This window comes from Nonomuraea sp. MTCD27 (assembly GCF_041950495.1).
Classification (GTDB): domain Bacteria; phylum Actinomycetota; class Actinomycetes; order Streptosporangiales; family Streptosporangiaceae; genus Nonomuraea.
Window position 1 is genome coordinate 1 of the sequence record NZ_JBGNUW010000003.1, and the last position, 14,582, is coordinate 14,582.

The following is a 14,582-nucleotide window of genomic DNA, read 5'->3' on the forward strand; positions in this document are numbered from 1 at the left end:
ACCCGCCTCCCCCTGACCCCGCCCCGGACCCACCCGCCCCCGCCCCTGACCCCGCCGCGCTGACCCGCCGCGCGCTGACCCGCCGCGCGCTGAGCCGCCGCCCCTCGAGCCGCCGCCCTGGCCATGGCGTCTGATCCGCCCCGCCCTGGTGGCGAGGGTGGGGTGGGTCGTAGGGTGCGAAGGGTGGGAACGTATGACGTGGTGGTGGCCGGAGGCGGGCACAACGGGCTGGTCGCGGCGGCGTACCTGGCCGGGGCCGGACGGCGGGTGCTGGTGCTGGAGCGGTACGCCCACGTGGGCGGCCTGGCGATCTCCGCCCGGGCGTTCCCCGGCGTCGACGTGCGCCTTTCGCGCTACTCCTACCTCGTCAGCCTCCTCCCCACCAGGATCGTCCGCGACCTGGGCCTCGACCTGGAGCTGCGCCGCCGCCGCTACGCCTCCTACACCCCCAAGGGCGACACCGGCCTGCTCGTCGACAACGAGGACGACCTGCGTACGGCGGCCTCGTTCCGGAGCGTGACGGGCGGCGAGGCCGACCGCGAGGCGTGGCGGCGCTTCTACGCCATGACCGCCGAGGTGGCGCAGGCCCTGGCCCCCACCCTCCTCCAACCCCTTCCCACCCAGGCCGAGGTCGAGCGGCTGGTCGGTCCGCAGGCGTGGCGCGACCTGTTCGCGCAGCCGATCGGCGAGACGGTGGCCGAGCGGTTCCGCGACGACCTCGTGCGCGGGGTCGTGCTCACCGACGCGCTGATCGGCACGTTCGCCGACCCGGCCACCGACCTGCTGGCCAACCGGTGCTTCCTCTACCACGTGATCGGCGACGGCACCGGCGAGTGGAACGTCCCCGTTGGCGGCATGGGCGCGGTCTCGGGCGCGCTGGAGGCGGCGGCCAGGCGGGCGGGCGCCGAGATCAGGACCGGCGCCGAGATCGTCGGCATCGCGCCGTCCGGTGAGGTCACGTACGTGGCGGAGGACGGCGAGCACACGGTGAACGGCCGCCACGTGCTGGTCAACCTGCCGCCCGCCGTGCTCGACCGGCTGCTGGGCCGGCCCGTGGCGACGCCGGAGGGCGCGCAGCTCAAGGTCAACATGGTGCTCACGCGGCTGCCCCGGCTGAAGGACACGTCCGTGGACCCGAGGGCGGCCTTCAGCGGTACGTTCCACATCAACGAGGGGCGCGACCAGCTCGCCACCGCGTACGCGCAGGCAGACCGGGGGGAAATTCCGGAATTGCCGCCCGCCGAGGTCTATTGCCATTCACTGACCGACCCGTCCATTCTCGGCCCCGAGCTGAGGGGCCGGGCCGAGACGATGACGCTGTTCGGCCTGCACATGCCCGCCCGACTTTTCCGGAAAAACCAAGAGAAAGCCCGGAAAATGGCGCTGGACGCCACCTTCGCCTCCATCAACGCGGTCCTGGCCGAACCCATCGAGGAATGCCTCCTCGCCGCCCCCGACGGCACCCCGTGCGTCGAGGCCAAAACCCCGGTCGACCTCGAACGGGACGCCGGCCTCCCCGGCGGCCACATCTTCCACACCGACTTGAGCTGGCCGTACGCGGAAAAAGGCGGCTGGGGCGTGGAAACCGAGCACGAACGCATCCTCATGTGCGGCGCGGGCGCCCGCAGGGGCGGCGGCGTCAGCGGAATCGGCGGCCACAATGCCGCGATGGCCGTGCTCGGCCGTTAATCGTCCGCTATGAGCTTGGTGGCCACCTCCATCGCCACCTCGGCCCGCTCCGCGTCGCCCAGTTCCAGGTCGAAAAGGAGCGGCATGCTCCCGAGTATCACCGCGAGCACGGCCAGCCTGGCCTCGAACTGCTTGACCGCGTCCGCCCCCGGCACGCTCAGCAGCGACAACATGCTGAGCATCCCGCTCTGCAGCCGTTCGCCGGCCGGGTTCTCCCGCATGGCCCCCTGGTTCACCTGCGCGAACCTGAACAGCGGCCGCCACTGATCCGCCAGCAGCCCCGAGATCCGCCGCAGGATCTCGAGCCGGGCCTCCGCCGTCTTCGGCTGCTCCCTGGCCCACGCCACCAGCTCGTCGATCGACTCGCCCAGCCGCTCGACCACGCTGGCGAGGATCGCCTCCTTCGTCCGGAAGTGGTAGTAGAGCGCCGGCCTGGTGATCTCCAGCCGCTCCGCCACCTCCTGCAGCGTGGTCTTGTCGTATCCCCGCTCGGCGAACAGCTCCAGCGCCACCTGCTGGATCCGCTCTCGTGTGTCCGTCCGCCGCCCGGCCATTCCACTCCTTCACTTGACGACCGGCCTCTCCATTGCTTACTTTCACGTAAGTAAGCAATGCGATCCGGCTTGTAGGGAGCAGACTATGGCTCAGACCTTCCCTGTCCAGCGCACGTGCCCGTTCGCGCCGCCGCCCGAGTACGAGCGGATGCGCGAGCAGGCCCCGCTCGTACGGGCCTCGCTCCCCGGCGGCGACGTGTGGCTCGTCACCCGCCACGCCGAGGCCAAGCAGGTCCTGGCCGGCGCGGGCATCAGCACGAGCCCGGCCACCCCCGGCCATCCGAACGCCGCCTTCAGCCCCGACCCCCCGACGCCCGAGGAGGCCGCCGCGTACGAGCAGTTCGCGATCGGCCACTTCATCGACCTCGACCCGCCCGAGCACGGCAGGTTCCGCCGGCTGCTCATCCCCGAGTTCACGGTCAGGCGCGTCAGGGACCTGCGTCCGGGGATCCAGCGGCTCGCGGACCGGCTCATCGATGACATGCTGGCCCAGGGCCGGGAGGCGGACCTGGTGGCGGCGTACGGGCTGGCCCTGCCCTCGCTGGTCATCTGCCAGCTCCTCGGGGTCCCGTACGCCGACCGCGAGTTCTTCCAGTCGCGTACCCGTACGATGATCGACCCCGCGTCGGACCCGCAGGCGCGGCACGCCGCCATGTTCGAGATCAGGAGCTTCCTCGACGACCTGGTCACCACGGCCACGGCCGCCCCCGGCGACGACCTGCTGGGCCGCCTGATCGCCGGCGGGCAGCTCACCCGCGACGAGCTCGTCGGGGTGATGTTCCTGCTGCTCGTCGCCGGTCACGAGACGACCGCCAACATGATCCCGCTGGCCGCGCTCACCCTCCTGCGCCACCCGGACCAGCTCGCCGCCCTGCGCGCGAACCCCGGCGGCTGGCCGGCGGCGGTCGAGGAGCTGCTGCGCTACCACTCGGTGGTGGACTGGGTGGCGTTCGACCGCGTGGCCACCGAGGACCAGGAGATCGGCGGGCAGCTCGTCAGGAAGGGCGAGGGCATCTTCGTGCTCGGCGCCTCCGCCAACAGGGACGAGCGCGCGTTCGAGCGGCCCGACGCGTTCGACGTCGAGCGCGGCGCTCGCCACCACGTCGCCTTCGGGTACGGCGTCCACCAGTGCCTGGGCCAGAACCTGGCGCGGGCGGAGCTGGAGATCGCGCTGCGCACGCTGTTCGAGCGGGTCCCCGGCCTGCGGGTCACGATGGCCGACGAGGAGCTGCCGGCCAAGTACGATGGGGCCATCTTCGGGCTCAAAGCGATGCCCGTCATGTGGTGATCCTCACGAAACCCGAGTGAGGTCCCTCATCACGTTTTCATGATGAAGCCCTAGCGTTTGTAAGCATGAGTGAGCCCGCACGGTTGCTGGTGGTTGACGACGAGCCCGCGTTGCGCGAGGCGCTGCAGTCGAGCCTGGAGTTCGAGGGCTACAAGGTCGTCACGGCCGACGACGGGCAGGAGGCGCTGGCCGCCGTGGCGGCGGAGCCCTACGACGCCGTGCTGCTCGACGTCATGATGCCGCGGCTCGACGGGCTGACCGCCTGCCGCAGGCTGCGCGCGTCGGGCAACCACGTCCCCGTCCTCATGCTCACCGCCCGCGACGCGGTCGGGGACCGGGTGTCGGGGCTCGACGCCGGGGCCGACGACTACCTGGTCAAGCCGTTCGAGCTGGACGAGCTGCTGGCCAGGGTGCGGGCCCTGCTGCGGCGGGGCGCGCTCAGCGCGGGCACCCCCGAGGGCGACTCGCTCTCGTACGGTGACCTGCGCATGGACCCGGCCACCAGGGAGGTCACGCGCGGCGAGCGCCGGCTCGACCTGACCAGGACCGAATACCTGCTGATGGAGCTGTTCCTCGCGCACCCGCGCCAGGTCTTGACCAGGGACCAGATCCTGAGCGAGGTGTGGGGCTTCGACTTCGAGCCGACATCCAACTCGCTCGACGTCTACGTGATGTACCTGCGGCGCAAGACCGAGGCCGGGGGCGAGCCGCGAGTGATCCACACCGTGCGCGGGGTGGGTTATGTGCTCCGGGCCACGCAGTGAGCGGCGGCGCCTGGCGGGCTCGCCTCACGGCCCTGGCCAGACGCGGCAGCCTGCGGACGCGGCTGACGCTCCTGGTCACGGTGGCCGTGGCGGTGGCCATCGCGACGTGTGCCGGCGCGTCCTACTTCATCCTGCAGGACCGGCTCCGGGGCAACTTCGACCAGAGCATCCTGGAGTCCCTGAAGCAGGGCGACAAGGAGTTCCTGGAGCGCAACTGCACGCCGGAGGGCACGCGGGGCCCGTTCGCCGACGGCCTGGCGACGTTGTTGTTCGCCGACGGGACCACCTGCTCGCTCGGCCACTCTCCGATCGTGCCCGACTACCACCAGGACGCGCAGGCCTTCGAGCCCTGTGAACCGGTCTACCGCTACGGCACCACGCGTGACGGCAAGTACGTCCGCGTGGTGACGATCAACTTCAGACCCGGCGTCGCGGTCATGGAAGCCAGGCCCTTCGGGTACATCCAGCGCACGATGCGGATCGCCGGCCTCACGCTGGTGGGCATCACCGTGCTCGGTGTCCTCGGCGCGGCCATGGCCGGGCTCGCCATCTCCCGCTCCGCCCTGCGCCCCGTCGGCGACCTGACCAGGGCGGTCGAGCACATCGCGCAGACCGAGGACCTCGACACGCGCATCCCCGTCACGGGGACCGACGAGATCGCCCGCCTGTCCTCCTCCTTCAACGCCATGACCGCCGCCCTGGCCGGCTCGCGCGAGCGCCAGCAGCAGCTCGTCGCCGACGCCGGACACGAGCTGCGCACCCCGCTCACGACCCTGCGCACCAACATCGACCTGCTGCTGCGCAGCGAGCAGACCGGCCGCAGCCTCGACCCGGGCGCCAAGGAGCGCCTGCTGGTCAACGTGAAGGCCCAGTTCGCCGAGCTGTCCACGCTCGTCGCCGACCTGCTCCAGCTGGCCCGGGGCGACGCCGACCACGAGCCGCACGTCGAGCTGGCCTTCCACGAGGTGGTCACCGCCGCCGTCGAGCGGGCCAGGTTGCGCGGCGCCGAGGTCACCATCGACCTCACGCCCTGGTACGTCGTGGGCAGCGCCACCTCGCTCGAACGCGCCGTGCTCAACCTCATCGACAACGCCGCCAAGTTCAGCCCCGGCGGCCAGGTGGAGGTGCGGCTGAGCGACGGCCGCCTGACGGTCCGCGACCACGGTCCCGGGTTGCCCGAGGAGGAGCTGCCGCACGTCTTCGAGCGGTTCTGGCGCTCGCCGTCGGCCCGTGGCCTGCCGGGTTCCGGTCTGGGGCTGGCGATCGTGGCGCAGGCCGTCGCGGAGGCCGGCGGTACGGTGCGGCTGGCCAACGCCCCAGGTGGTGGCGCCATCGCGACCATGGAGCTGCCGGGAACTCTCATCCGTAGCTCAGAAACGGATAAGTCACCTTAAAGACCCAAAAAGTGTCCTTACTGCATGGAGACAACAGCAGTGCGGACACGCCTGGTCGAGGTGGTCGTCCCGGTCCACAACGAGCAGCGGGCGCTGAGGGCCGGCGTCACCCGGCTGCAGACGTACCTCACCGGGAACTTCCCCTACGGCTTCCGCATCACGATCGCCGACAACGCCAGCACCGACAACACCTGGCAGCTGGCCACCGAGCTGGCCAGGGAGCTGCCCCACGTACGGGCCGTGCGCCTCGACGAGAAGGGGCGCGGGCGGGCACTGCGCCGGGTCTGGTCGCGCAGCGAGGCCGACGTCGTCAGCTACATGGACGTGGACCTGTCGACCGACCTGGACGCGTTCCTGCCGCTGGTGGCGCCGCTGCTGTCGGGCCACAGCGATCTGGCCATCGGCACCCGGCTGGCCAGGGCGTCGCGGGTGGAGCGGGGCCCCAAGCGCGAGTTCATCTCCCGCTCGTACAACCTGCTGCTCCGCCTCGGCATGGGCGCCGGGTTCTCGGACGCGCAGTGCGGCTTCAAGGCCGTCCGTACGGAGATCGCCCAGGCCCTGCTGCCCGGTGTCGAGGACGAGCAGTGGTTCTTCGACACCGAGCTGCTGCTCCTGGCCGAGCGCCACGGGCTGCGCATCCACGAGGTGCCCGTCGACTGGGTGGACGATCCGGACAGCCGGGTGGACATCGTGCGGACCGCGCTGGACGACCTGCGCGGCCTGGCGAGGGTGGGGCGCAGGACGCTGGCCGGCGCGGCGCGCATCCCCGTCCCCGCCCGGGTCTCGCGGGCCGAGCTGCCGAAGGGGATGGCGCGGCAGCTGCCCCGGTTCGCGATCGTGGGGGTGATCAGCACGCTGGCGTACCTGCTGCTGTACTCCCTGCTGCGCCAGGTCGTCCCGGCGCTGGCGGCCAACGCGGTCGCGCTGCTGGTCACGGCCGTGGCCAACACCGCCGCGAACCGCCGCTTCACCTTCGGCGTCAGGGGCCCGGGCGGGGCGATGCGGCACCAGTTCGAGGGGCTGATCGCGTTCCTGGTCGGGCTCGTGCTGACCTCCGGGAGCCTGTCGCTGCTGCCCGCCGGGGTCTCGCACGGGGTGGAGCTGGTCGCGGTCATCGTCGCGAACGCGGCCGCCACGCTCGTACGGTTCCTGCTGCTGCGCGTCTGGGTCTTCAACCCCAAGAGGAAGGCCGTCGTCAACCCCAACAGGAAGGCCACCCGATGACCGTCACCGCGACGCGGGCCGGCCACCGAGCCACCGCCACGCGCGGCCTGGCCGCCCGCGTGTTCCTGGGCGCCGCGTCCGACCCGCGCTGGTCGCGCCCCGCCCTGTGGGGGGTGCTGGCGGCGGCGTTCGTCCTGTACGCGTGGGGGCTGAGCGGCGACGCCAACGAGTACTACGCGGCCGCCGTCCTGTCCGGGACGCAGAGCTGGAAGGCGTTCTTCTTCGGCGCCATCGACGCCGGGTCCTTCATCACCGTGGACAAGCCGCCGCTGGCGCTGTGGGTGATGGGGCTGTCGGCGCGGATCTTCGGGTACGGGACGTGGAGCATGCTGCTGCCGCAGGCCCTGGCGGGGGTGGCTGCGGTGGGGCTGGTCCACTCGGCGGTCCGCCGGTCCTTCTCCGCCGCACGTACGGCTGACCCCTCAGCCACCTCCACCACCTCCACCACCTCCACCACCGCCACTTCGGCCACCTTCGCCACTTCGGGCACCTTCGCCACTTCGGGCACCCCTGAAGGCCCGGTAGCGGCTGGAAGCCGGGTGGCGGCCGGAGGACACATGGCCCACATTGGAGCCCTCATCGCGGCCGTCGTCATGACCCTCACCCCGATCACCGTGGCCATCAACCGGGACAACAACCCCGACACCGTCCTCGTCCTCCTCCTGGCACTGGCGGCCTGGTTCTGCCTGGAGGCGCTGCGGACCGGGCGGCTGCGGTCGCTGCTGCTGGCGGCCTTCTTCGTGGGGCTGGGGTTCAACGCCAAGATGTTGCAGGCGTACCTGGTGGTGCCGGCGTTCGCGCTCGCGTACCTGGTGTGCGCCCGGGGGACGTGGCCGCGGCGGGTGGGGCGCCTGCTGGCGGCCGGGGTCGTGCTGGTGGTGTCGAGCGCCTGGTGGATGGTCATCGCCGACCTGTGGCCCGAGGACTCCCGGCCGTACATCGGCGGGTCCACCGACAACACCGTCCGGGACCTGGTGATCGGCTACAACGGGCTCGGTCGCATCTTCGGCCAGAGCCGGGGCAACGGCGGCTTCGGGGGAGGTGGAGGCGGCGGCTTCGGCGGCTTCGGCGGTGAGTCGGGGGCCGGGCGGCTGTTCAACGACATCCTGGCCGGGCAGATCTCGTGGCTGCTGCCGTTCTGCGTGGTGGCGCTGGCCTTCGCGGTCCTCGTCCGGCTGCGGCGGCTGCCCTTCAGCGGGCCCTCCGGGGCGGCCTGGCTGGTGTGGGGCGGCTGGCTGGTCGTCCACTACGCGGTATTCAGCTTCTCCAGCGGAACCTTCCACCCGTACTACACCACGGCCATGGCTCCGGCGGTGGCGGCGTTGTGCGGGATGGGGGCGGTGGTGATGTGGCGGGCGTACCGGGGGTCTCGGGCTTGGGGCTGGGTGCTGCCGCCGGCGGTGGCCGTGACGGGGGTGTGGTCGTTCGTGGTGCTGCGCCGTACGCCGGAGTGGGTGCCGTGGCTGGCCTGGGTCGTGCTCGGGGCGACCCTGGTGGCCGTGGTGGTGCTCGTACTGGCTCGGTTGCGGGCACAGGTGACGCTGCGGGTGGCGGCGATCGCACTGGCCGCCGCCGTGGTCGCCTGCCTCGCCGGGCCGGCGGCGTACGCGGTGACGCCGCTGCAGTCGCAGATCAACGGCTCCAACCCGACCGCCGGCCCCTCGACGGGCGGCGGAACGGGCTTCGGGCGCCCAGGGGGAATGCCCGGCGGCGCCCAGCTCCCTGGCGACCGGAGCCCCCAGCCGAACGACACCGCCCAGCCGAACGGCACGACACAGCCGAACGGCACGACACAGCCGAACGGCACGACACAGCCGAACGGCACCGCCCAGCCGAACGGCACGATCCAACCCGGCGACTCGGGCGCCGCGGAACAACGTGGCAACAGCCAGAACGGACAGCCGAGCACCGCGCAACAACCAGGCGGCGGCCGGTCCGGCTTCACGGGCCGCGGCGGCCCCGGCGGCGGCGTCAGCGACGCGACGGCCAAATATCTGGTGGCCAACCAGGGCAACGCCACGTGGCTGGTCGCGGTGAACAGCGCTCAGCAGGCGTCCGGGCTGATCCTGTCCACCCACGAGCCCGTCATCGCCATGGGCGGCTTCACCGGCAGCGACCCCGCCATGACCGTGGTCCGACTGCGGTCCCTGGTCTCCTCGGGCCAGCTGCGGTTCGTCATGTCGGACATCAGCGGCAGCGGCGGCGGCCCGGGGCGGGGCAATACCGAGGTGACGAGCTGGGTCCAGGAGAACTGCACGGCGGTGGACGGTCAGGATGGGCTCTACGACTGCGCAAAATAGGCGAGGACGGGGCGCCATGACGGTGCCCCGCCCATCGTTGTTGAAGAGTGGATACTGTCGGGTATAACAGCGAAAATTCTTCGCCTATTTATAGGGAGATTCGTCCGAATTTATGATCCTAAATAGCCCCTGACCAGGGGAATCTTTTTTCGATCAGGGTCGCCTGCCAATGTCTGGAGGCGTATTCTCTAGGCAAAGAAGCGGGACCGGAGATTCTCACCATCCCCGGTCCCTTACCCTCACGGTAAGGGAGATCATCTTGAGCTTCAAGGAAATCGGCCTCCAGGTTTGCACGGCGGTGGAAAACGAGTTCGTCCGGCTCCGCGCAGACCAGATCGCCATGGGCGAGCAGCTCAACGGACGGATCGACAGCGTGGCCACCCAGCTCAACGCGCGAATCGACGGGGTGGCCGCCCAGCTCAACGCGCGAATCGACGGGGTGGCCGCCCAGCTCAACGAGCGGATCGACGGGGTGGCCGCCCAGCTCAACGAGCGGATCGACGGGGTGGCCACCCAGCTCAACGAGCGGATCGACGGGGTGGCCGAGCAGGTCAAGCTCCTCGACGGCAGGGTCGGCGTTCTGGAGACCAAGGTCGACAACCTCGAGGTCAAAGTCGACAGGCTGGACGCCAAGGTCGATGGGCTGCAAGAGGGTCACACGGAGATGATGCACATCCTCATCGCCATCCAGCGCAAGCTCGACGTCAACTGACCAGACCCCTTCAGTTAGGGCGGGCCCGCACATCAGGCGGACCCGCCCTTCCGTTTCTCGCGGGACTTCCGGTCCGTGGTGCGAATCCGCGTGGCGCGAAGACAGTTGGTGGCCGGTTTGGGTTGACAACGATGTCAGGGCGTTTCTTGATGGTCGTATGGCCGGACCGTTGATCGACGCCCGCGGGATCGTGAAGAGCTACGGCCAGGTCGAGGCGCTCCGCGGGGCGGACTTCAGCCTGGGCGTGGGCGAGGTCGTCGCGTTGATCGGGGACAACGGGGCCGGCAAGTCGACGCTGGCGAAGATCCTGTCCGGGGTGGAGCGGCCGGATGGCGGGACGATCGAGTTCGATGGCGAGGCCGTGGTGTTCAGGGCGGTGGAGGATGCCCGGAGGATCGGGATCGAGACCGTTTATCAGGATCTGGCGTTGTGCGCTGATCTCAGTCCGGCGGCCAATTTCTTTCTGGGGAGGGAGCGGCTCAAGCCGGGGCTGCTCGGGTGGTTCGGGGTGCTGGACAACGCGGGGATGCGGCGGGAGACGCGGGAGGCGTGTGAGCGGCTCGGTGTGCGGTTGGCGTCTCAGGGGGCGCCGGTGTCCACCTTGTCGGGTGGGCAGCGGCAGGGGGTCGCCGTGGCGCGGGCCGTGACGTGGGCGCGGCGGGTGGTGTTCATGGACGAGCCGACGGCGGCGCTGGGCGTGGTGCAGACGCGGCGGGTGCTCGATCTCATCCGCGGTGTGCGGGACGCGGGTGTGTCGGTGGTGCTGATCAGTCACAACATGCCGGATGTGATGGCGGTGTCCGATCGGGTGGAGGTGCTGCGGCTGGGGCGGCGGGTGGCCCGGTTCGAGACCGCGCGGGTGTCGATGGAGGAACTGGTCGGGGCGATGACCGGGGCGGTCGAGCAGCAGGCCGGTGATGAGCGGCAGGAAGGGCTCGGCTCGACGCGGCAGGATGGGCCCGCCGTCCCGGGGCAGGGTGGGCTCGGCTCGACGGGGCAGGACGGGCTCGGCTCCACGGGGCTGGAGGGGCGGGCGTGAGGCGGGCGGTGGGGGTTCGGGGGCAGGTGGCCGGTGGGGCGGGCGTGCGGCGGTTGGGGGAGTTGCAGGTCGTGTGGATCGGGCTGGTGCTGGTCGCGCTGGTCGTCGCGTTCTCCGTGCTGGCGCCGCGGTCGTTCCCCACCTCGTTCAATCTGCTCAACCTGGCGAGTGACGCTGCCATCCTGCTGTTGCTGGCCACCGGGATGACGTTCGTGATCATTACGGCGGGGATCGATCTGTCGGTGGGCGGTGTGCTGGTGTTCTCCGCCGTGGTGGCGGTGAAGGTGGTCGAGGGGACGGGGTCGCTGCTGCTGGGGGCTCTGGGGGCGCTGGCGGCCGGGCTGGGGTGGGGGGTGGTGAACGGGGTGCTCGTCGCGCTGGGGCGGATTCCGGCGCTGATCGTGACGCTGGGGACTCTGGGGATGTCGCTGGGCGGGGCGCTGCTGCTGACCGGGGGAGTGGATCTGCGGGCGCCGGGTGAGCTCAATCTGGGGCTGGGGCTGGCGCGGTGGCTCGGGGTGCCGCTGATCGTGTGGATCTGCGCGGCGATCACCGCCGTCCTCGCCCTGGCGCTCGCGTACACCAGGTTCGGGCGCCACACGTACGCCATCGGCTCCAACGCCGAGGCCGCCCGGCGCGGCGGCGTGGCCGTGCGGCGGCATCTGATCAAGGTGTACGGCCTGGCCGGGCTGCTGGCCGGGCTGGCGGGGCACCTGTCGCTGGCCAAGTACGGCATCACCGGCGTGTCCGCGCACTCCACCGACAACCTCCAGGCCATCGCGGCGGTGGTGATCGGCGGCACCTCCCTGTTCGGCGGGGTCGGCACGGTGGCCGGTACGGTCATCGGCGTGTTCATCCCCGTCGTGCTCCAGAACGGCTTCCAGATCCTCGGTGTACGGCCGTTCTGGCAGCAGGTGGTGGTGGGCGCCGTGCTCGTCGCCGCCGTCTACGTGGACCAGTGGAGGCGCAGGGCCCGCGACCAGTAGGAATCAAGGAGGCACCACCATGCGCAAGGCCATGGCCGTTCTCGGAGGAGCGCTGTTGATGATCACCGCGTGCGGCGGTGACGGGGGCGGTGGTGGTTCCGGCCAGGTCAGGGTGGCGCTCGTGCAGGGGCTGGCGGGGGAGGAGTTCTACGAGACCATGGCGTGCGGGGCGCGGGCCAAGGCCAAGGAGCTGGGCGTGGCGCTGGACGTGCAGGGGCCGCAGAAGTTCGACCCCACGTTGCAGACGCCGATCGTGAACTCGGTCGTGGCGGGGCGCCCGGACGCCCTGCTCATCGCGCCGACCGACGTCAAGGCCATGATCGCGCCGCTGACCCAGGCCAAGCAGCAGAACATCAAGATCATCCTGGTGGACACGGTGGTCGAGGACCAGAGCATCGGCCTGTCGAGGATCAGCACCGACAACCTCAAGGGCGGCGCGGCGGCGGCCAAGGCGCTGTCGGAGCAGATCGGGGGCAAGGGAAAGGTGCTGGTGATCTCCACCGATCCGGGGGTCAGCACCGTGGACGCGCGGATCAAGGGGTTCGAGGACGAGATCAAGGCGAGCCATCCAGGCATGTCCTCCCTTGGCGTCCAGTACTCGCACAACGACGTCGGTGAGGCGTCCAGGATCGTGAACGCGGCCCTGGCCAAGGATCCCGACCTGGCCGGCATCTTCGCCGCGAACCTCAACTCGGCCACCGGGGCGGGCTCGGCGCTCCAGCAGGCCGGCAAGCTCGGGCAGGTCAAGATGGTGGGCTTCGACGCGGGGCCGGCGCAGGTCAAGCAGCTCAAGGACGGCGTCGTGCAGGCCCTGATCGCGCAGCTCCCCGGGGACATCGGGGCCAAGGGGGTCGAGCAGGCGGTCGCGGCGGTGCGGGGGCAGCAGGTGACGCCGTCGATCCCGACCGAGGCCACGATCGTCACCGCGGACAACGTGGATCAGCCCGAGGTGCAGAAGGTGCTCTACAAGGCGGGCTGCTAGCGACGGCGCCCGTGGCCACCGGGTGAGGGGGAACGCCGGTAATCTACGGCGGCATGGGGACGGGGCATGATCTCACTACGGACCAGGGTGCACCACTCAAGGGAGGAGCGGCGGCACCCGCCCCTCCCTGGCGGGCGCCCACCGAGATCGAACACCGTCTGTACGACGCCAAGACGCACGGCGACTGGGCCGCGTACTTCGACGTCCTCGCCACCGCGAACCTCTATCACGCGATGACGCGCGCCCAGGCCGACGCGAAGCCCGGCTGGATCCGTTTCAACGCCGCCCACTGGGGCCTCCGGCACGGCGCCAGGTGCCTCGCGTTCTTCACCGACGGGATGCTCCCGGCGCCCGTGCCCGACCCGGTCTTCTTCCTGACCGATCTGGCGCAACTCGTGCAGGATTGGCCGCAGGACGACGAGTGGCTGGCGATCAACCCCGGCACCCCCTGTGAGGCGTTCTTCCCCGCGACCGCCGCCCATCGGCAGGCCTGGCGCCGGCACGCCGAGCGGGCGACGTATCCCCGCCGCAACCAGCTGCGGACCCTCTGGTCCGGAGGCCCGCTCCACGGCCCGGTGGCTCACGGGCTCGCCTGCGGAGCGCTCCTGTGCGTCAGCAACGGCTCCCTCTGGAACGCGATGGGCTGGCACGGCACCGGCTACGTCCGGGAGCGGAGGCGTCTGCGGGAGTGGTGGGACATCACCGGCCGGGAAGGGTGGCAGAGCGCGCAGGAGGCCCTTCTCGGCGGCCGGATGAGCAGCCCGGTCTGGGAGTTCGTGCTGGGCGTCCGCCAGACCCTGGCCCGCGACTTCGGCGGCGTGGTCGAGGTGGACCACTGGCGGAACGTGACCTCCCGCGTCCTTAGGAGTCGCCTGAGCGAGGACGCTGCCGGGTTCGGCCCCCTCGGCGACGCCGAGGCGGAGGCCCAGGTCGCCGGGGCGCAACGGCTCATCGGACGCATCACCCGATATGAGGCGCGGTTCCGTGCGGACGGGCTGCTCGCCGAGGGCAGGTTCGTCCAGTCGGTGGAGGCGTGGGACTACGGGCGGGCCTCGAAGATGGCCCGCTGGGGACTCGGCGCCCGCTACTGCAGCCTGGAGGAGGCCGAGCGGGCCGTGCTGCACGCCGGACGGGTCAGCCGGATCAACTACCGGTCCTGGGAGGACTTCTCGGCCGCCTACATCCTGGGGCGCTGCCTCCACTTCGACGAGGAGGAGTTCGGTGACTGGTACGGCGAGATGCTCGACGCCCATCGGATCCTGACGACCGACCCGAACAGCCCCTGGCTCAACATCCCCTTCAGGACACCGTGACGCCACCCGCTCAGGCGGGCAGCGCGGCCAGGAGGAAGGCGAGGCGGGCGGCGGCGGACTCGACGTCCTCCGTGGTGCCCAGGCGGTAGCCCCACGACGTGATGAAGGCGCCCTCGTCGGAGCAGGTCACGGTCTCCGCGAGGGTGGCCGAGAAGCGATTGCGGACCGACACGTAGGCGGGGTCGCTCGACAGCGCGAGGCGATGGACCGACAGGTCGGCGTGCCGACCCGCGTGCCACGCGAACCGCTCGAGGCAGAGCGCGGTATCAAGCATCATGCGTCACCTCCGCAACGTCTCGCACAGAATTGCACGATCTTGCGGTGGGAGGCAAGCAAT

The 14,582-nt window shown here is 70.9% G+C and carries 13 protein-coding genes; 11 read left to right on the top strand and 2 right to left on the bottom strand.

Going from position 1 to position 14,582, the window contains the following annotated elements:
• Window positions 1-183 precede the first annotated feature (183 nt).
• On the top strand, window positions 184-1,689 hold the full coding sequence (locus tag ACBJ59_RS08135) for a phytoene desaturase family protein (protein ID WP_375109536.1): 1,506 nt from the start codon (window positions 184-186) through the stop codon (window positions 1,687-1,689).
• Here ACBJ59_RS08135 and ACBJ59_RS08140 read toward each other — a convergent pair.
• Window positions 1,686-2,243, bottom strand: a complete 558-nt coding sequence (locus ACBJ59_RS08140; RefSeq protein WP_375109537.1) for a TetR/AcrR family transcriptional regulator — start codon at window positions 2,241-2,243, stop codon at window positions 1,686-1,688. The two genes, ACBJ59_RS08135 and ACBJ59_RS08140, sit on opposite strands and share 4 nt — an antisense overlap.
• 85 nt (window positions 2,244-2,328) lie before the next feature.
• On the opposite strand from ACBJ59_RS08140, the gene ACBJ59_RS08145 reads away from it, so the two are divergent.
• The 10 genes from ACBJ59_RS08145 to ACBJ59_RS08190 all read left to right on the top strand — a co-directional run bounded on the left by ACBJ59_RS08145 (window position 2,329) and on the right by ACBJ59_RS08190 (window position 14,245).
• Window positions 2,329-3,531, top strand: coding sequence for a cytochrome P450 (locus ACBJ59_RS08145; RefSeq protein ID WP_375109538.1), 1,203 nt, complete (start codon window positions 2,329-2,331; stop codon window positions 3,529-3,531).
• A 65-nt stretch (window positions 3,532-3,596) separates the two neighbouring features.
• The gene (locus ACBJ59_RS08150; RefSeq protein ID WP_375109539.1) at window positions 3,597-4,295 is read left to right on the top strand and encodes a response regulator transcription factor; all 699 of its coding nucleotides are present in this window, start codon (window positions 3,597-3,599) and stop codon (window positions 4,293-4,295) included.
• The gene (locus ACBJ59_RS08155) at window positions 4,292-5,689 is read left to right on the top strand and encodes an ATP-binding protein (RefSeq protein WP_375109540.1); all 1,398 of its coding nucleotides are present in this window, start codon (window positions 4,292-4,294) and stop codon (window positions 5,687-5,689) included. The genes ACBJ59_RS08150 and ACBJ59_RS08155 overlap by 4 nt, the downstream gene beginning before the upstream one ends.
• Before the next feature lie 24 nt (window positions 5,690-5,713).
• Window positions 5,714-6,913: a glycosyltransferase gene (locus ACBJ59_RS08160; protein WP_375109541.1), complete on the top strand. Its 1,200-nt coding sequence runs from the start codon at window positions 5,714-5,716 to the stop codon at window positions 6,911-6,913.
• Window positions 6,910-9,213 (top strand): glycosyltransferase family 39 protein, encoded by a 2,304-nt coding sequence (locus ACBJ59_RS08165; protein ID WP_375109542.1) that lies wholly within the window; start codon window positions 6,910-6,912, stop codon window positions 9,211-9,213. The genes ACBJ59_RS08160 and ACBJ59_RS08165 overlap by 4 nt, the downstream gene beginning before the upstream one ends.
• 259 nt (window positions 9,214-9,472) lie before the next feature.
• Complete coding sequence (locus ACBJ59_RS08170) at window positions 9,473-9,925, top strand: hypothetical protein (protein ID WP_375109543.1); 453 nt, start codon at window positions 9,473-9,475, stop codon at window positions 9,923-9,925.
• 157 nt (window positions 9,926-10,082) lie between these two features.
• On the top strand, window positions 10,083-10,964 hold the full coding sequence (locus ACBJ59_RS08175) for an ATP-binding cassette domain-containing protein (RefSeq protein WP_375109544.1): 882 nt from the start codon (window positions 10,083-10,085) through the stop codon (window positions 10,962-10,964).
• Window positions 10,961-11,950, top strand: a complete 990-nt coding sequence (locus ACBJ59_RS08180; protein WP_375109545.1) for an ABC transporter permease — start codon at window positions 10,961-10,963, stop codon at window positions 11,948-11,950. The genes ACBJ59_RS08175 and ACBJ59_RS08180 overlap by 4 nt, the downstream gene beginning before the upstream one ends.
• Before the next feature lie 19 nt (window positions 11,951-11,969).
• Window positions 11,970-12,932 (top strand): ABC transporter substrate-binding protein, encoded by a 963-nt coding sequence (locus ACBJ59_RS08185; protein WP_375109546.1) that lies wholly within the window; start codon window positions 11,970-11,972, stop codon window positions 12,930-12,932.
• 53 nt (window positions 12,933-12,985) lie between these two features.
• On the top strand, window positions 12,986-14,245 hold the full coding sequence (locus ACBJ59_RS08190) for a DUF1266 domain-containing protein (RefSeq protein ID WP_375109547.1): 1,260 nt from the start codon (window positions 12,986-12,988) through the stop codon (window positions 14,243-14,245).
• Window positions 14,246-14,255: 10 nt separating this feature from the next.
• On the opposite strand, the gene ACBJ59_RS08195 is transcribed toward ACBJ59_RS08190, so the two are convergent.
• On the bottom strand, window positions 14,256-14,522 hold the full coding sequence (locus ACBJ59_RS08195) for a hypothetical protein (protein ID WP_364117601.1): 267 nt from the start codon (window positions 14,520-14,522) through the stop codon (window positions 14,256-14,258).
• Between the last annotated feature and the right edge of the window lie 60 nt (window positions 14,523-14,582).